The organism is Haloarcula litorea (assembly GCF_029338195.1).
Lineage (GTDB): Archaea > Halobacteriota > Halobacteria > Halobacteriales > Haloarculaceae > Haloarcula > Haloarcula litorea.
On record NZ_CP119779.1, the window covers coordinates 1933827 to 1949944 of the forward strand.

The 16118-nt window shown below is 71.9% G+C and carries 18 protein-coding genes; 5 read left to right on the top strand and 13 right to left on the bottom strand.

Going from position 1 to position 16118, the window contains the following annotated elements; genetic code table 11:
• Positions 1-6 precede the first annotated feature (6 nt).
• On the top strand, positions 7-657 hold the full coding sequence (locus P0592_RS10390; RefSeq protein ID WP_276270818.1) for a cob(I)yrinic acid a,c-diamide adenosyltransferase: 651 nt from the start codon (positions 7-9) through the stop codon (positions 655-657).
• A gap of 15 nt (positions 658-672) precedes the next feature.
• Here the strand turns inward: P0592_RS10390 and P0592_RS10395 are convergent, their stop codons facing one another.
• Positions 673-948: a DUF8152 family protein gene (locus P0592_RS10395; RefSeq protein ID WP_276270819.1), complete on the bottom strand. Its 276-nt coding sequence runs from the start codon at positions 946-948 to the stop codon at positions 673-675.
• 75 nt (positions 949-1023) lie between these two features.
• Here P0592_RS10395 and P0592_RS10400 point away from each other — a divergent pair, with 75 nt between their 5' ends.
• Genes P0592_RS10400 through P0592_RS10410 form a run of 3 tightly spaced genes read left to right on the top strand, consistent with a single transcriptional unit; the run spans position 1024 to position 3847 of the window.
• Positions 1024-2499, top strand: a complete 1476-nt coding sequence (locus P0592_RS10400) for a cobyric acid synthase (protein ID WP_276270820.1) — start codon at positions 1024-1026, stop codon at positions 2497-2499.
• 56 nt (positions 2500-2555) lie between these two features.
• Positions 2556-3317 (top strand): nucleotide-binding protein, encoded by a 762-nt coding sequence (locus P0592_RS10405; RefSeq protein ID WP_276270821.1) that lies wholly within the window; start codon positions 2556-2558, stop codon positions 3315-3317.
• On the top strand, positions 3314-3847 hold the full coding sequence (locus P0592_RS10410) for a DUF8054 family protein (protein WP_276270822.1): 534 nt from the start codon (positions 3314-3316) through the stop codon (positions 3845-3847). Before P0592_RS10405 ends, P0592_RS10410 begins: the two co-directional genes overlap by 4 nt.
• 153 nt (positions 3848-4000) lie before the next feature.
• Here the strand turns inward: P0592_RS10410 and P0592_RS10415 are convergent, their stop codons facing one another.
• The 8 genes from P0592_RS10415 to P0592_RS10450 form a co-directional block, all read right to left on the bottom strand.
• Positions 4001-4234, bottom strand: a complete 234-nt coding sequence (locus P0592_RS10415) for an HTH domain-containing protein (RefSeq protein WP_276270823.1) — start codon at positions 4232-4234, stop codon at positions 4001-4003.
• A 90-nt stretch (positions 4235-4324) separates the two neighbouring features.
• A complete protein-coding gene (locus P0592_RS10420; protein ID WP_276270824.1) occupies positions 4325-5722 on the bottom strand; it encodes an ATP-binding protein in 1398 nt (465 codons plus the stop codon).
• A gap of 4 nt (positions 5723-5726) precedes the next feature.
• Complete coding sequence (locus tag P0592_RS10425) at positions 5727-7190, bottom strand: ATPase domain-containing protein (protein WP_276270825.1); 1464 nt, start codon at positions 7188-7190, stop codon at positions 5727-5729.
• Positions 7191-7252: 62 nt separating this feature from the next.
• Positions 7253-7822, bottom strand: a complete 570-nt coding sequence (locus P0592_RS10430) for a response regulator (RefSeq protein ID WP_276270826.1) — start codon at positions 7820-7822, stop codon at positions 7253-7255.
• Positions 7823-8163: 341 nt separating this feature from the next.
• A complete protein-coding gene (locus P0592_RS10435; protein ID WP_276270827.1) occupies positions 8164-8964 on the bottom strand; it encodes a helix-turn-helix transcriptional regulator in 801 nt (266 codons plus the stop codon).
• Positions 8965-8998: 34 nt separating this feature from the next.
• Positions 8999-9526, bottom strand: coding sequence for a DUF7261 family protein (locus P0592_RS10440; protein ID WP_276273930.1), 528 nt, complete (start codon positions 9524-9526; stop codon positions 8999-9001).
• Entirely contained in the window at positions 9523-9927 is a 405-nt protein-coding gene (locus P0592_RS10445; protein ID WP_276270828.1) for a DUF7262 family protein, read from the bottom strand. The genes P0592_RS10440 and P0592_RS10445 overlap by 4 nt, the downstream gene beginning before the upstream one ends.
• Positions 9920-10627, bottom strand: a complete 708-nt coding sequence (locus P0592_RS10450; RefSeq protein ID WP_276270829.1) for a DUF7263 family protein — start codon at positions 10625-10627, stop codon at positions 9920-9922. Before P0592_RS10450 ends, P0592_RS10445 begins: the two co-directional genes overlap by 8 nt.
• On the opposite strand from P0592_RS10450, the gene P0592_RS10455 reads away from it, so the two are divergent.
• Positions 10620-10829 (top strand): hypothetical protein, encoded by a 210-nt coding sequence (locus tag P0592_RS10455; protein ID WP_276270830.1) that lies wholly within the window; start codon positions 10620-10622, stop codon positions 10827-10829. The genes P0592_RS10450 and P0592_RS10455 overlap by 8 nt on opposite strands.
• Position 10830: 1 nt before the next feature.
• On the opposite strand, the gene P0592_RS10460 is transcribed toward P0592_RS10455, so the two are convergent.
• Genes P0592_RS10460 through P0592_RS10475 form a run of 4 tightly spaced genes read right to left on the bottom strand, consistent with a single transcriptional unit; the run spans position 10831 to position 16099 of the window.
• A complete protein-coding gene (locus P0592_RS10460) occupies positions 10831-11277 on the bottom strand; it encodes a DUF7266 family protein (RefSeq protein ID WP_276270831.1) in 447 nt (148 codons plus the stop codon).
• Complete coding sequence (locus P0592_RS10465; protein WP_276270832.1) at positions 11270-12013, bottom strand: DUF7289 family protein; 744 nt, start codon at positions 12011-12013, stop codon at positions 11270-11272. Before P0592_RS10465 ends, P0592_RS10460 begins: the two co-directional genes overlap by 8 nt.
• Positions 12010-13896, bottom strand: a complete 1887-nt coding sequence (locus tag P0592_RS10470; protein WP_276270833.1) for a type II secretion system F family protein — start codon at positions 13894-13896, stop codon at positions 12010-12012. Before P0592_RS10470 ends, P0592_RS10465 begins: the two co-directional genes overlap by 4 nt.
• Positions 13886-16099, bottom strand: a complete 2214-nt coding sequence (locus tag P0592_RS10475) for a type II/IV secretion system ATPase subunit (protein ID WP_276270834.1) — start codon at positions 16097-16099, stop codon at positions 13886-13888. The genes P0592_RS10470 and P0592_RS10475 overlap by 11 nt, the downstream gene beginning before the upstream one ends.
• Positions 16100-16118: the final 19 nt, after the last annotated feature.

A 16118-nucleotide genomic window follows, 5' to 3' on the forward strand; every position in this document is an offset into this window, starting at 1 on the left:
GCGAGTATGGCAGACAACACCGCCGGCCCGACCGCCGAGCCCATCGAACCGAGCACGCCCGAGGAGTTCGGCCTCGTCCAGGTCTGGTGGGGCGACGGCAAGGGGAAGACGACGGCTTCGCTGGGGATGGCGACCCGCGCCGTCGGCCACGGCTACCGCGTCCACCTCCTGCAGTTCATGAAGGGCGGCACCGGGACCGTCGAGGACGTCCGCGGCGAGTACAACGCGATCGCGGCGCTGCCGGGATTCTCCTACGAGAACGCCGGACACTACGGCTGGCACGGCTTCCTCGACGGGAGCGACGACGACGAGCACGCGGCCCGCGCACAGGGCGCGCTCGAACGCGCCCGGGAGGTCCTCGACGCCAGCGCGGACCGGGCGGCCGACGAGCCACTTCCCGCCGAGGGCGACCCCGAAGACGGGGTCGATATGCTCGTCCTCGACGAGGTGCTGTACGCCGCCAACCGGGGGCTGCTCGACCCGGAGGACGTCGTCGACCTGATCGAGTCGAAACCCGACCACGTCGAACTCGTCCTCACCGGCGGCCACGAGCGCCCCGACTACGTCCTCGACCACGCGGACCTCGTCAGCGAGGTCCGCAAGGAGAAACACCCGCTGGAGGCGGGTCACTCGGCCCGGAAGGGGACCGAGTACTGAGCCACGCCGCCGCGCTCAGCCCTCGCCGTCGGCGAGGAGGTCCCCGACCAGCGCCTCGGCCGCGGCGACGTGTTCGTCGGCCACCTCGTCGCCGGTCTCGCCGACCTCGTCGAGTAGCTCCCGCACCTGTTCGACGCGCTCCCGTCGCACCTCGGGGGCGACTCCGGCGGCGGCCGCGTCGCGGGCGACGGCCTCGGCCTCGCCCAGCCAGCGGCTGGCGGTCCGCTCGACGGGGCGCTCGCCGGTCGCCGCGAGGTGGTCGCGGAGCCGTCGGAGTTCGTCGTCGTCCACGGTCGAGCGTCGGCGGCGGGGGACAAAAGCCCGCCGGCGAACCACTCTTGTCGCCGGCGCGCCCACCGTCGCGTGATGGCGGAGACGATCCTGGTCGCCGGAACGGCGTCCCACGTCGGCAAGAGCACGGTCGCGGCCGGCCTCTGTCGCCTGCTGGCCGACCGCGGCGTCTCGGTCGCGCCGTTCAAGGCCCAGAACATGAGCAACAACGCGCGGGCCACGCCCGGGGGAGAGGTCGGCGTCTCCCAGTTCGTCCAGGCCCGGGCCGCCCGCGTCCCGCCCGCGACCGACCACAACCCGGTGCTGCTGAAACCCCGGGGCGAGGGAGAGTCCCAGCTGGTCGTCGACGGCGAGGCGGTCGGTCACTACGCGGCCGGGCGGTACTACGACGACCACTGGGACGACGCCCTCGCCGCGGCCCGCCGCGCCCACGAGCGCCTCGCGGCCGACCACGAGCTGATCGTCGCGGAGGGCGCGGGCTCGATCGCCGAGATCAACCTCCACGACCGGGACCTGGCGAACGTCGAGACGGCCCGCTTCGCCGACGCCGACGTGGTGCTGGTGGCCGACATCGAGCGCGGCGGCGTGTTCGCGTCGCTGGTCGGCACGCTCGAACTGGTCCCCGACGACGTCCGGGAGCAGGTCGTCGGTGCCGTGGTCACGAAGTTCCGCGGGGACCGATCGCTGCTCGCCCCCGGGATCGACGAGTTCGAAGACCGCACGGGGGTCCCGGTGCTGGGCGTCCTCCCGTACGACGACCCCGGCCTCCCCGAGGAGGACAGCGTCGCGCTGCCGGCCGTCGGCGAGCGCGCGGTCCGGGGAGCCGACGACGGCGTGCCCGACGACCGCAGCGTCACGGTCGCGGTCCCACGGCTCCCGCGGATCTCGAACTTCACCGACCTCGGGCCGCTGGCCGCCGAGCCGGGGGTCCGGGTCGCGTACGTCCCGCCCGAGACGTCGCTGCGCGAGGCGGACGCCGTCGTCCTGCCGGGGAGCAAGAACACGGTCGACGACCTGCTGGCGCTGCGCGAGGCCGGGTTCGACGACGCGCTCGCGGCGTTCGACGGTCCGGTGGTTGGGCTCTGTGGCGGCTACCAGCTGCTCGGCGAGCGAATCCTGAACGCTGCCGTCGAGGGAACCGGCGACGAACAGCGGGTGACTGGACTGGGGCTGCTCCCCGTCGAGACGACGTTCTCCCGCGAGAAGACGGTCGAGCGCGTCGAGCGGCGACTCGACGGTGTCGGCCCGCTGGCCGGAGCCGCGGGGACCGTCGCCGGCTACGAGATCCATATGGGCGACACGACGCCGACCGGACCGGTGGCGCGGCCGTTCGACGGTCGGGGGGCGGCGACCGAGCGGGTCCTCGGGACCTACCTCCACGACCTGTTCGCCGACGCCGAGGCGCGCGATGCCTTCGTGAGAAACACGTACGAGGAAGCGGGACTGGAGCCGCCAGCGGCTCGCGACGCCGAGCGAGCCGACCCCTACGAGCGGGCGGCGACGCTCGTCGCGGACCACGTCGACCCGGGACCGCTGCCGGTCTCCTGGTGAATATTTCGAGCCGAGATCCGCGAAGTTTATACCGGATCGGACGGACACACCCGACGATGGTCGAAGCGTTCGCCGTCGCCAGCGGCAAGGGGGGGACCGGCAAGACCACCAGCACCGTCGCACTGGGGATGGCGCTGGCCGAACGGTACGACGTGACCGTCGTCGACGCCGACACCGGGATGGCGAACCTCCTCTTCCACGCCGGCCTCTCGGACGCCGAGACGACGCTACACGACGTGCTGGCCGACGACGCGCCGGTGGCCGACGCGGCCTACGAGCGGTTCGGGATGACCGTCGTCCCCTGTGGCACCGGGCTGGAGGGGTTCCGGGACGCCGACCCGACGCGCCTGCGCGAGGTGGTCGCGACGCTGGCGGCCGACACCGAGGTGTTGTTGCTGGACTCGCCGCCGGCCCTGGACAGCCGGGCCGCGGTGCTCCCGGTCGTCCTCGCGGACCGCGTTGTCGTCGTCCTCCAGCCGACGATCCCCGCCATCTCGGACGGGCTGAAGGTCCAGGAGTACGCCACCACCTACGACACGGGGGTCGCCGGCCTGCTGTTCAACAAGGTCCGGGACGGGATCGACGACGTCGCCGAGAAGACCGAGCGGTACTTCGACGGCCCGACGCTGGCGGCGGTCCCCGAGTCCGAGCGCGCCCGCGAGGCCCGCCGAGCGGGTCGCCCCCTCCTGGCCCACGCCCCCGACTCCGAGGCGGCGACCGCCTACCGCCGGGCCGCGGCGGCGCTGGACCCCCGGGACGGCGAGTCCGGCGACGTGGCCGACCGGTTCCGTAGCGCGGTCGTGCCGGAGCCGCCATGAGGCTGCCCGAGGGCCGACTCAGGAAGGCGCGGGTCGTCACCGATCCCCGGGACCCGCTGGCGGAGGTGCTCGACACCGAACTCACCGGCTACGCAGTCTTCGAGTCCCAGGAGGCGCTCCTGCTTGACGCCGACGGCCGCGGCGTCGTCACCTTCGAGGCCGGGGTCCCGGTGCTGGCCTACCACACCGGGACCGACCGCGGCGGGCCGCCGGCGCTGGCGGACCTGGCCGTGCCCGGTCCGTACCACGTCTCGGTGTACGAACTCGACGCGGCGGACCTCCGGCCGGTCCACGAGGTCGCGGAGCTGCGCGTCCCGCCGGGGATGCCCGCCGAGCGACTGGCCGGCGATCCGGCGCTGGCCGACAGCACGCGCCGGGCCGCACCCGCGGAGCGGTGCGGCGACGGCCCGGAGTCCCGGACGGGAAGCAGCGCCGTCGAGGCGTTCCTCGACGACGAGGAGAAGATCGAGGCAATCCGGCGACAGGCTCGGGAGGAAGCACAGGCCCGCGCCGAGGAGTGGGACTTCTGAGAACGCGCCGGCGTCCGTGACCGGGCTCCCGGTGGCGCTCTGCCGCGGCGACCGGTCGTCCCGTCGGGGTCGGCTCTCCCGCGTGGGTTCCGCCGCAGCCGTGCCGTCTCGGGGACGCGGTTCCCGGGGCTCCCCACCCCGAACCTCGACCGTCTAGCTCGTCCGCACCGGGATCCACCAGACCCGGGAGCGACCGCCGACCTTCTTGCTCGTGATGTCCGTCTCCTCGGCGAGGCTGTGGAGTTTGTTGAGCGCGGTCCGACGGGAACAGCCCAGTCTGTCGGCGACCTCCGAGGCGGTCAGGGGTTCCGCGTAGTCGTCCCTGTCTTTGAACACCTCGATCACGTCCGATTCGGTGTACTGGACCTCTCGTCCGGGCGGTGACATATATCGGACCACGGCGGCCGGGCACTTAACTATCGCCCGAGCACTCGCGGTAGTGGTCGCTCGCGCACGAGCCGGGGGCGGACATCCCGGTCAGTCGGGCAGGCCGCCCGTCTCGAACTCGAACCGCGCGCCGCCGTCGGCGCTCTCGACGAGGCTCACCGACCAGCCGTGGGCCTCCGCGATCTGTTCGACGATCGCCAGTCCCAACCCGGTCCCGGCGTCGGTCGTCGTGTGTCCGTACTCGAAGACGGTCCCGCGTTCGGACTGTGGGACGCCCGGGCCGTCGTCGGCGACGTAGAACCCCGTTCGGTCCCCGAGCGCGTCGACCTCGACGGTCACCTCGTGGCCGCCGTGTTCTGCCGCGTTCCGGAGGAGGTTCTCCAGGAGCGCCCGCAGCCGCTCGTCGTCGGCCTCGACCGTCGGGGGGTCGCCGACGACGAGCGTCGCCGTCTCCGGGGTGTCGACCGTCGACCACGCCGTCTCGACGAGCGGTGCCAGGTCGAACGGGCGGGTCGTCCCGGTGGCCTTCCCCTGCTTGGCCAGCAGCAACACGTCCTCGATGAGTTCCTCCATCCGGTCGTGGACGGCCTGGAGTTCGTCGAGCTTCTCGCTGTCACACTCCCGTTTGGCGAGGCGGACCTTCGCCATCGCGGTGTTCAGCGGGTCCCGGAGGTCGTGTGAGATGACGCTCGCGAACTGTTCGAGCTGTTCGACCTGCCGCTCCAGTTCCCGCTGCTGTCGCTCGCGGCCGGTGACGTCACGGAAGATACCGATCCGCTCTGTCACGTCGCCGAGTTCCTCCACGACGTCGACGTTGAGCTCCGTCACGTAGTGGTCGCCGTCGCGCGACCTGATCTCGACGGTCCGTTCGCTCCCGTCCTCGAACTGGTCGCCGGTCCCGTCGATGCGCAACAGCAGGCGCTCGACGGACTCGTCCGGGCTCGCCTCGATGGTCCCCAGCGCCGAGCCGACGATGTCCTCGCGGTCGGCGTCGAACATCCCGACGAACGACTCGTTGACCTCTGTCACGGTGCCGTCGTCGGTGACGACCACGATGGGGTCGGGCGTCGACTCGAACAGCGTCCGGAACCGCCGCTCGGTGAACTCCTTGCGACGGTTGAGCTCCAGCGAGAGGTCCCGTCGCTCGACGAGGTTGTCGACCCGGTTCCGCAGTTCGGCCGGGTCGACCGGGGCGTCGATGACCTCGTCGACGCGCTCCCAGACGGCCTCCGAGACCCGGTCGGGGTCCCGGTCGCCCAGCACCAGCAGGTACGGGACGAAGACCGGCGAGACCGCGGCCTTGCGGTCGGCGAGCCAGTCGCGGTGGGTGCGAAACGCCGCGGTGTCCAGCAGACAGAGGTCGAACTCCACGTCCGAGAGGTCCTCGTCCGCCCCGACCCCGGCCACGACGTCGTGGTCCTCGGACAGCGCCTCGGTCAGCAGCGACCGGTTGCGTCGGTTCTCGACGAGCAGCTGTATCGTCGCCATCCGATCAGTCGTCCGCCCTGTCGTCGATCCACTCGGGCGTACCCCGGAGGATCCCGCGGAGGTTCGTCATCGGCTCGCCGATCTTGATCCCGTGGGTCGTGATCTCGAACGCCCGGAGCGTCCGCTGGAAGTCGCTGGTCCGCTTCTTGAGGACGCCGATGACCTTCCGGAGCTCGCCGGACATCTCGACGTGCCGGAGGAACAGGATGTTGTCGGCGATGTAGCTGATGTCGCCCTCCGTCACCTGGAACTCGCCCGTGACCGACGAGACCTCGTCGACGAGGATGACGGTGACGCCGACGTTTTTCAGGTACCGACAGAGGGCGTGGAGCTTCCGCCGGAGCTCGTCCTCGCCGCCCCTGATCGAGAGGCCGTAGCCGTTGATGCCGTCGATCATCACGAGTTCGGTCCCCTCCTCCTCGACGTCCCGCCGGACCCGCGCGGCGAACTCCTGTGGCGAGAGGTCCAGCGCCTCGATCTCCTCGACGGTGAGCGTCCCGCGGTCGCGCATCCGGTCGACGGGGATGTTGACCGAGGTACAGCGCTCGAAGAACGTCCGTTCGGTCTCCTCGAACATATAGATGGCCGACCGCTCGCCCCGGCCCGCCGCCTCCTTCACGAACTGCGCGCCGGTGGTCGTCTTGCCGACGCCGGTCGGCCCGGAGACGATGGTCACGGTCCCGCGCTCGATCCCGCCGTTGAGCTGGTCGTCCAGCTCGGGGACGCCCGAAGGGATCGACTCGATCTCGTAGTCCGTCGTGTGCTCGCCCGGCTCCAGCTCGGGATAGACGTACATCCCGTCGTCGTCGATCCGCATCGCGTGGTCGCCGCTCCGGGTCCCGGAGCCGCGGAACTTCGGCACGTCGACGGTCCGCCCGCTCTCCGTGTCGGCCAGTTCGACCACGCCGTCGGCCATGAACTGGAGGTCGTCGTCGGGCGTCCGCTCGCCGGCCTGGGAGGTGAAAAGCAGCGTCGCGCCGCTCTGTCCGAAAAAGCGGGTCAGCGACAGCACCTGCTTGCGGAACTGGTACTGGTCGGGCGAGAGGTACCGGAGCTGGGTCATCGGGTCGACGAACACCCGGTCCGGCTCCGTCTCGCGGACCCGCTCGGTGATGGTCCCGGTCACGGACTCGCCTTCCACCTCGTCGGGGCTGAACACGTCGTAGGTGTCGGCCTCGGTGAACGCCTCGGACTCGGGGGTCAGGTCGAGGAACTCCACGCCGTCGACCTCGATGTCCAGCGACGCGGCGTTCGCCCGGATGTCCTCGGTCGCCTCCTCCAGGTTCACGTACAGCGCGGTCTCGTCGCGCTCGACGCCGGCGGTGAGAAAGTGGAGGCCGAGGATGGACTTGCCCGTCCCCGGGCGACCCCGGACCATGTAACTCCGCTCGGGAAGCAGCCCCCCGCCGAGTATCTCGTCCAGTCCATCGACGCCCGTCTGCACTCGTGTCCGGGGGCCAGAAGTCATAGATACAACTGGCTACTCGCCCGTTTATCACTGACGACTCCGGAAGTGGATGCTGATTCCGGCTACCCGTCGTGGAACTCCGAGAGCACCCGGTCGAACGTCTCGGGCTCCATCTCGCCGACCGTCTCGGTAGCCGCCGCGTCCAGTTCCGCGGCCCGGTCCCGGAGGTCTGCGTAGTCGTCGCTGTTCGAGAGCTCGTGGGCCGTCTTCTCGGCCTCCAGCGCCGCGAGCTTCTCCGCGACGGCGAACAGCTCCCGGGTCTGGTCGTCGTGGGCCGACAGCGAGACCAGCCGCGAGACGGTCGATCGGAGCTCCTCGTCGTCGACGGGCTTGGTGACGTACCCGTCGAACGGCATCGTGGCGATGTCGAAGTCCGGATCGACGGCCGTCACCATCGCCACCCGAACGTCCGCCTCCCGGTCGCGGATCTCCGCCAACACGTCGCGGCCGGAGGGGCCGGGCATCCGACGGTCCAGGAGCACCACGTCGACCGTGTCGTCGAGCAGGGAGAGCGCCTCCTCGCCGTCCAGGGCCTTCACGATCTCGTAGGTGCCCCCAAGCGCGAGCGCGTACACGTCGACGACGTCCTCGTCGTCGTCCACGATGAGTACCGTCGGGGTCTCGTCGGTCATCTCTCTACACCTGGATTCCCGATCCGGATAGACCTTGTCTCTGACCACGCCGTGTCACTCCGGCGACGTGCCGTCGGCGTGTTCCAGCGCGTTCTCGACGGACGGCGGTTCGTACGGACAGACGGCGAAGTCGACCCGTGTCGCAGTCCACTCGCGCTCGACCCGGCCGGAGCGTCGCGGCGGCCAGGATGTTACAGGGGCTGTAACATATATCAGCAGGTAAGTATAGACTCCATCAGCGGCATCGGGATGGTGGGGAGAAACCCTCCACAGCCAGCGAGCGTTCCCAGGCACGCTGGCTCCCGCTTCGGCCCCCACCCGATGCCGATCGGCTGCACGCCCTACCGAATCCCGTCTGCGACGGCCGTGAGCGGGTCGGCGCGGTCACGCCGCCGCTCGTAGAGCCGTCGTACCCACTCGTAGACGGCGTCGTCCTCCGACTCCAGTACCGCCCTGATGTTGTTGCCGTCGTCGTACGCCGCCAGACAGCACCGTCCCTCGTCGACGACCAGCCCCAGCGACAGCGGCTCGGGGTGGACGTAGATGTCGATCCGGTCGTCGTCGAGCCCGCGCTCGAAGGAGTCCTCGTACTCCGACCTGGAGCGTTCGAGCACGCTGGCGTCGATGACGAACTCGATGGTCGTCCCGTCGTCCAGCAGCTCCGCGCCGATGTCGTTGAAGGGTTCGGCGACGATCGGCGAGACCGCGCGCACGTCGCCCTGTGCGGCCCGGAACCACTCCGTGAACCGACTGACCGCCGCCAGCGGGTTCCCCGACGTGCTGACCGTCAGCTCTCCGTCCTCCAGTGCCGCGGTCGGCAGGTCCTCCGTGACGTGTCCGAGGTTGCTCGCGAGGGGCCCGAACTCGCGGGCGCGTTCGGCCTCCGCCAACAGCGCCCGATAGCGGTCGTGGATCCGCCGGCCCGTGACCGTCAGCCCGTACCGCCCGTCTTCCTTCCGTACCCACTCGCGTTCGCGGAACCCCGCGAGGATGCGCTGGATCGTCGTCCGCGTCGCGTCGACGGACTCACACAGGTCACGGGGTCGGGCCGGCGACTCGTGCAGCGCCGACAGCAGGTGCCACCGCTGCGCCGAGCCGGTGAGGAACTGCACGTCGCCGAGCGCCGATTCGTCGATGTCCATCGCTGTTAGACGGGGGTTTGTGGCGGCGGTGTTGTTAGTCTCCCGGTCCCGCGGGTCGAACGACGATCGTCACCGCCGTCTCGCCGCGGTCGGTGGTCGCCGTCACGGTGATCGCCACCGCGAGGACGTGGGTCCGGCCGAGGCGGTCCTGGACGACGACCCCGCGGTCGGCGACACAGTCCCCGAACTGCCTGTCCGGGCCACCGGGACAGTTCGTGCTCGCCCACGCGGCCGCCGTGGGACGGTCGTACTCGATCCGGACCGCCGTCCCCCGCTCGACGCGGGCCGACTCCAGCCGGCTCACGCGCGGTGCCAGTTCCGTCCGCAGGTGAGTCACGGCCGCGCCCCGTTCGGCCCACGCGTACTCGCCCGGAATCCCGGCCGACTCCGACGCGACGGCGCGTTCCAGCGATCGGACGGTCGGCCCCGTCGCGCCGCCGTAGTCCGCGGTCGCGCGCACGTCGTCGTGATACCCCAACTGGAGGAACGCGAGGACGAGCGGTGCCAGCGCGACGGCCACGAGCGCCGCGGCGACGAGGACGAGCTGGCCGCGCCGTCTCACGCGTACCACACCTCGATGCTGACCGGTCCGGCCGGGGTCGACACCGTCGCCGTCCCGACGGTCGTCGCCCGCGGGACGCCGGTCCCGACCGAGCCGTGGGGCGTCTCGACGTGGAACAACACGTTCGCCGGGAGGATGCGGGTCACGCGGCGTTCGAGAGCGCCCCGCTCCCGCCGGAAGGCGGTCTCGCTGTCGACCACCTCGCGGAGCCGCGTCGTTTCGCCGTGCCGGGGCGGTTCGCTCGTCAGCAGCGTCGCGGTGTCCTCGGCGTACGCGGAGAGCTGCGGGTCGGCGGCCGGGGGTGCGGGCGTCCCGAGCGCGAACCCCAGCGACACGCCCAGTACGAGGATGGCACCCAGCGCGACCTCAAGCAGCGACAGCGGCAGTTGCGCCCTACTCATCGACGGTCACCGCCAGCGTGGCCTTGGTCGTCCGCGGGGACGCGTACTCGACTTCCACCGCGCCGCGGGCGAACCCGCCCGCCGTGTCGAACCGGAGCCGCGTGGTCCGGGTCCGGCGGAGCGACACCTCGAAGGTCCCCCCGAGGCCGCTGTCGTTGTGCAACAGCACGCGGTCGCCGGCCCGCACCGTCCACACCGTGGTCCCGGCCGACGGGTCGATGCGGAGCGTCACGCCGTCGACCCGCCGGGGGAGCGTGACGCGTCGCCCGTCGGGGACGACGGTCTCCCGGGTCGCGTTCGTGAGCAGGACGAGGCGACGGACCGTCCGCCCGGCGCTCGCGTCGCCGGTGGCGGCGACCCGTCGCCCGCCGACGGTGACGGCGACGTCGGCTTCCCTGGCCGCCGGCACGGCCCGCCGGAGCGCCGCGTCGTCGAACCGCTCCACTCGCGTCCGGTTCAGCACGTTCGCCCGGTCGGCGAGCGGCCCGTCCGCGTCGACGAGGAGGGCCGCCGTCGCCGCCGCGGTCCGTCGTTCCCCCGGCTGACGGTCCGCCCCGGCGATGGCGGTGTCGGCCATCGCGACGCCGAGCGCGGTGACGACGGTCAGCAGGACGAGCGCGATCCCCAGCGCCGGCAGCGTCGTCTGCCCCCGTCCCGACGACGTTTTCTCCGCGCCGGTGTTCCCTCCCCACGTGCGCACTCTCGATCCGAGCGACCTCCTGTTCGTCGGCGGGTTCGTCGCCGCGCTCTGCCTGTGCATCGCGGGGCTCGTGACCGTCGCAGCGCCGGCGGGACTCCCCGGGTTCGTCGACGCGCTGGCCGGCGTGTTCCTGCTGTTCGGTGCCGTCTTTCTGGCCCTGGGCGTCCTCGGTGCGGCGCTCGTCGCGCTCTTCGGTGACTGAGTCACGACGTCTCCTCCAGCCGGACGGTCACGCGACTCCCGTTCCCGGTCACGGCGACGACGGTCCGACCGCCGCTCTCCCAGGTTCCCGTCAGCGACCGTACCCGGGACGGGAACACCGGTCGCGCCCGCCCGCCGACGTCGGGGTCGGGGTGGACCAGCACGAGCGCGTCCCCGTCCGCGCGGATCTCGTAGGCCGCGCCCTCGATGGTCGCCGGGAGGTCGACCCGCGAGGTCGCCCGGACCGACCGGCCCGCCGGCGGGACTGCCTGCTCGACCCGCGCGGTCGCCTCGGTCAGCGTCCGCTCGCCCAGCTCCGCCCCGACGGCACCCCGATACTCCGGGAGCACGCCGCCGTACAGCGCCGTCGTCAGCAGCGTCAGGTAGAGCAACACGATCCCGAGCGAGAGCACCTTCTCCACGACGGTGCTGAGGCCGCGGCTACCCATCCGCCACCTCCGCGCCGACGGCGTGGACGACCAGTTCGACCCGCTGTCGGCCCTCGACGGACGCGACGACGCTCGGGACGCCGTCCCCGTCGAGGTCCACCGTCCGGGTGTCGGCACCCACCCGATCGAAGTGGCGCGCGACCGGCCCCGGCGTCGCGGTCTCCAGCGCCACCCGGTAGTCCCGTCGCGGGAGCCGGCGGTGGTGGTGTGTCACGTTCGTCCGCACGGTGACGGTCACGCCCCCGCTCCCGGCGACCGCGACGCCGCTCTCGTTGAGGGCGACCGCACCGACGACGAGTGCATCCTCGTCGCGGGTCACCGTGACCGGCGGGCCGCGGACCAGCCACGCGTTCCCCGGCCGACCGCGGACGACGGCACCGCCGACGGCGGCGACTCTGGTCGACCCGGACCCGTAGACGAGCGCGCCGACCGGGACGCGCTCGACCACGCCGCTCGGCGCGAGGAGCCTGAGGTCCCGCTGGACCGTCTCGACGCGCCCCTCGCTGAACCGCAGGCGGACACGTCCCGGTCCGGTCTGCTGGGTAGGGCGGAGTTCGTCGTCGAGCGCGCTGGCGACCCGCGCTCCGTCGGCGGCCTCGGTCTGCGCGTCGACGACACTGCCCACGAGGGCAGTCAGTCCGCCGAGGGCGACGGCGGTGATACCCAGCAGGAGGACGACGCCGACGACGTGGGACTGCGCGCGGCTGTCGGTCCTCGGTCCCCTCGAATCGCTCACAGCAGGCCCACCCCCGCGTAGACGACGTAGCCGACCAACACCAGCCCGCTGGAGTGCAACAGCGCCTCGTAGACGCCCCGGCTCGCGGTGCCGGCGAACCACCCGCAGGCCAGCATCGTCGCCTGCGTGACGACGTAGAAGCGGTACCGCGCCCGTTCGGGGTCGACGACCGAGGGGTCGAACGCCGTCGCCTGGCTCCCCGCGACGGTCGAGAGCTGTGCGAACTCCGCGAGCACGTAGACGTTGACCGTGACGGTGATGCCGGCCACCAGCAGCGCCGTCGTCCACCCGACGGCGACGTACACCAGCAGTGCAGACCGGAGCGCCTTCCGTCGGTGGTAGAGTTTCCCCACCTCCGTCTGTAGCGTCTCGAAGACGTCCTCGGCGTCACTGCCGGCGTCCAGCGCGCCGACGACCAACCCGATGGTCTGTCGCGCCATCGGCGTCCCGACGCCGTCGACGAACTGGTCCAGCGCGGCCGCCCGGCGGTCGGCCGCCTCGTCGGTCGGGCTGTCGCCCAGCGAGAGGGTGAACGCGAGCGCGTCCACGTCCGCCGCCAGCGCACCGAGTCGCACGTCGTCTGCCACGCGCCGGACGGCCTCGGGGAACGGCCGGCCCAGCGCGACGTGGCCGGCGACGGCGTGGACGAAGTCCTGGAGCTCCCGGTCTTTCGCGTCGTCGCGGCGCGCCCGTCCGACCGCGACCGCGCCGACCGGGAGCCCGACGGCGGCGTACGACAGCAGCAGGACGTTCACCGGCCGATAGCCGAGCAGCCAGCAGCCGACGGCGAACCCTCCCCCGAGCGGCAGCAGACAGGCCAGCGCGCTGGCGGGGTTCGTCGGAGCGGTCCGCAGCGTCGCGAGCACGCCCGTCGGACGCTCGTACTCCGGCGCGGTCGTGTTGTGGGGGCGCAGCGTCGCGACGACGAACGCGGCGAGCAGGCCGGCCGCGACGACGAACGCGGCGCTCCCGTAGACGATCCCGGCCCTGACCGACACCGGTCCCAGCGGCGTGGCGACCGGGCGAGAGAGTTCCGGCGCGAGGACGCCCATCACGGTCACGATGAGGACGATCAGTGCCGGCACCACGAGCAGGACGACGAACAGTTCCGCCAGCAGTTCGAGGTAACCGGTCGCCCGCTCGTGGCGGCGGCTCTGCTCGTGTGAGAGCAGCCGCCCCTCCATCTCCAGGTACCCCTCCAGGGCCTCGGCGCTCTGGTTGGCGTGTTCGCGGAACTTCAACAGGAACGGGGCCAGCAGGTCCCGCGAGGGGGTCTCGCTGGCGACTCGCTCCAGGCCGGCGTCGAGGCTCCCGGTGAGCGTGCCCCGGTTGAGCGCGCGCCGCATCGCAACCGCCGTCTCGCCGTAGGCGTCCTGCTCGGCCACCGCCGACAGCATCGCCCGCCGGTCGTGGGTGCCCGAGGCCAGCACCCGGAGGTACCGCACCGCCCCGGGCAGGGTCGCGGCGATGTCTGCCCGGCGGGCGGACGCGGCCCACGCGAGGTACTGGCTCCCGAGCGCGAACGCGGTCGTCCGGCACGCGAGCCCCACCACGGTGGCGGCCAGTGCCGCCACGACGGGCCGGGGCAGCGCCGGGAGCGACAGGCGGTTCACCACCGGGAGGCTCTGCCCGACGACGGACGCGATTCCCTCGACAGTCCCCGCCGGCAGCGAGAGCGCCAGCGTCCCCGCGAGCGCGCCGCCGGCCAGGAACGCGACCCACGCCAGTCCGTACACCCGCGCGAGGTAGGTACCGAAGCCGACCGCCGGGTGGGCCGCCCGGTACCGCTCCCGGGTGGTCGCGTGCCGGTCGTCGTCGGCGTGGTGGGCGAACAGCGCGTACAGCCCGCGGTCCAGCAGGCCGAGCCGGCCGTCAGTCGTCATCGCTCCCCACCTCGACGTGGAGCGGACCGGTCTCCCCGGCCCGTCGTCGCAGCCGCTCGACGGTCGCGGCCTCGTTGGTCCGGAGGTCCGCCAGCACGCCGAACAGGTCCTCGAAGTCGGTCAGGCCCTCGCGGACGAGGTACCTGACGTAGCGGTGCCGACGGTGGAACGCGGCCTCCACGTCCTCGACGGGCTCGTCCCGGAGCGTCGCCAGCCGGTCGAAGACGCCGGTCTCGACGCGCCGCGCGTCGTCGCCCAGTTGCGGGTGGTCGTAGGCGAACGCGAACTCCCCGTCCGGTCGCCGCCGGCAGACGACGTTGTAGTGGATCGTCTCGCCGTCCTTCTCGATGGTCCCGCCCCGCCCGCCGGGGACCGGCTCGTCGACGAACTCGACGACCTCGCCGACGTAGCGCTCGCCGTCGACGTGGCGCGGGAACACCACGAGATCGACCTCCGGCAGCAGGTAGGTCGGGACGCCCTTCTCGATGACGCGGTTGACGAGCGTCTCGACGTCGGCGGCGTGGGTGGTCCCCAACACTCCGTGGCCTGTGTTGAGCGTCTCCGCGAAGGTCTCGAAGGAGGCCGGCGTGTTGATCTCCGCGATGACCTCGACGTCGGGGTTCAGGTAGTTGCACTGTGTCATCAGGTCGGCCATCGTCACCCGCCGGTGGTCGCGCTCGTGTTCCCGGGTCGTCAGCGAGACGCCGGTCTCGTGTGGGATGCGGACCTCGCGTGACCCCTCGTCGATGCTGATGGGGCGGTCCCGGTAGGGGATGAAGGGCATGTGGGCGTTCAGCAGCGTCGTCTTGCCGGCCCCGGTCGGCCCCGAGAACAGGACGACGCCGTGGGCCTCGTAGAACAGCCACAGCAGGGCGACCAGTTCCGTCGGGAGCGAGTCCGACTCGACGAGGTCGACCGGCGTCATCGCGTCGGCGGACTGCTTGCGGATGGAGATGTGGGGGCCGTCCTCGCTGATGGTCGGGAGCGCGACCGCACAGCGGATGGTCTCCTCGGCGTCGTAGAGGTCCGCGCCGGCGGGATCGACGTTGACCTTCGCGCTCGGGTTGGAGGCGTTGAGCTCGGTGCCGTCGTCGGCCGCGAGCTGGGTGACGACGTTGACGAACTCGCTCTCCGTGGCGAAAGAGAGGTTCGTCGGCACCCGACCGTCGTGGCCCAGGTCCGCCCGCGGGAGGACCTTCACGCGCTCGCCGACGCGGTTGGCCTCGATGTCCTCCAGCGTGGGGTCCCGGATCGGGACGGTGAGCTTCCCGTGGCCCACGAGGTCACGCAGGACGTAGTACAGCAGGTCGTCCAGCCGGTCGTCGGCGAAGCGGTGGTCGACCGGCGGCACGGCGAGGTCCAGCTCTGCGAGCGCGGACCGGAGCCGATACCGCGTGGCCTTCACCCACTCCGTCGTGTTGCGGACGGTCAGCTGCCGGGACAGCAGCGACCGGGCGCGCTCGCGGACGAACGTCACGCGGTCCTCGACCAGGCCGTCGACGCTGGTCTCCCAGACCCGCTCCTTGCAGGCGTCGATGAGCGCCTCGTCGCCGGGTAGCAGATCCGGTTCCCGGACGGCGTACTTCGTCGTGAACGGGTCCGAGCCCAGCAGGTGCTCGCGGTAGACGACGACCGGCACCTCGAACTCGTGGAAGGTGACGGTGTGGCGACCGACCCGCTCGCTGGCGAAGCGGTCGATGTACGCCGGATCGTCCCCCAGCTCGGTCTCCGCGGGGGCGTACCGGTCGGTGTGGACCACCAGCCCGTCGTCGGTCACGTCGGCCACGTCGATGCGGTCGTCGAGCGCGTACGGCGTCAGGTCGCCCAGACACGCGAGCGAACACAGCGCGTGGTAGGCCACCCGCCGACGGGACGCCGGCGAGCAGTCGACCAGCCGGTCGATCACTCGCCGGTGTTTCGGGTCGAACCCACGTTCCATCCGCTCGACGGCACCCTCACGCGTGCGCGGTCGCTCGATGTTCGCCCCGTCGAAGTACGCCTCGACGGTCGCCAGCCGCTCGCGCTCGCGGGCGTCGAGCGGTGGCTCGCGGACCTCGTACCGGAACCCGTCGGCGCGGCGGACGGTGACGACGACGCCGGGGTGGATCTCGTCCTGTTCGCGCACGTCCGGCGCGTACCACGCCGCCCCGTCGTCCGGCGGCACCGGAGCCGGCACGTCCCGCACTCCTCCGCTGTGGTTCATGGTCGGGGCTGGACGAGGC

Coding starts and splice junctions, on each gene's coding strand:
- P0592_RS10470 (WP_276270833.1), bottom strand. CDS start 13,896: ATGACGACTGACGGCCGGCTCGGCCTGCTGGACCGCGGGCTGTACGCG.
- P0592_RS10420 (WP_276270824.1), bottom strand. CDS start 5,722: ATGGCGACGATACAGCTGCTCGTCGAGAACCGACGCAACCGGTCGCTG.
- P0592_RS10430 (WP_276270826.1), bottom strand. CDS start 7,822: ATGACCGACGAGACCCCGACGGTACTCATCGTGGACGACGACGAGGAC.
- P0592_RS10475 (WP_276270834.1), bottom strand. CDS start 16,099: ATGAACCACAGCGGAGGAGTGCGGGACGTGCCGGCTCCGGTGCCGCCG.
- P0592_RS10405 (WP_276270821.1), top strand. CDS start 2,556: ATGGTCGAAGCGTTCGCCGTCGCCAGCGGCAAGGGGGGGACCGGCAAG.
- P0592_RS10435 (WP_276270827.1), bottom strand. CDS start 8,964: ATGGACATCGACGAATCGGCGCTCGGCGACGTGCAGTTCCTCACCGGC.
- P0592_RS10390 (WP_276270818.1), top strand. CDS start 7: ATGGCAGACAACACCGCCGGCCCGACCGCCGAGCCCATCGAACCGAGC.
- P0592_RS10415 (WP_276270823.1), bottom strand. CDS start 4,234: ATGTCACCGCCCGGACGAGAGGTCCAGTACACCGAATCGGACGTGATC.
- P0592_RS10445 (WP_276270828.1), bottom strand. CDS start 9,927: ATGAGTAGGGCGCAACTGCCGCTGTCGCTGCTTGAGGTCGCGCTGGGT.
- P0592_RS10400 (WP_276270820.1), top strand. CDS start 1,024: ATGGCGGAGACGATCCTGGTCGCCGGAACGGCGTCCCACGTCGGCAAG.
- P0592_RS10425 (WP_276270825.1), bottom strand. CDS start 7,190: ATGACTTCTGGCCCCCGGACACGAGTGCAGACGGGCGTCGATGGACTG.
- P0592_RS10410 (WP_276270822.1), top strand. CDS start 3,314: ATGAGGCTGCCCGAGGGCCGACTCAGGAAGGCGCGGGTCGTCACCGAT.
- P0592_RS10460 (WP_276270831.1), bottom strand. CDS start 11,277: ATGGGTAGCCGCGGCCTCAGCACCGTCGTGGAGAAGGTGCTCTCGCTC.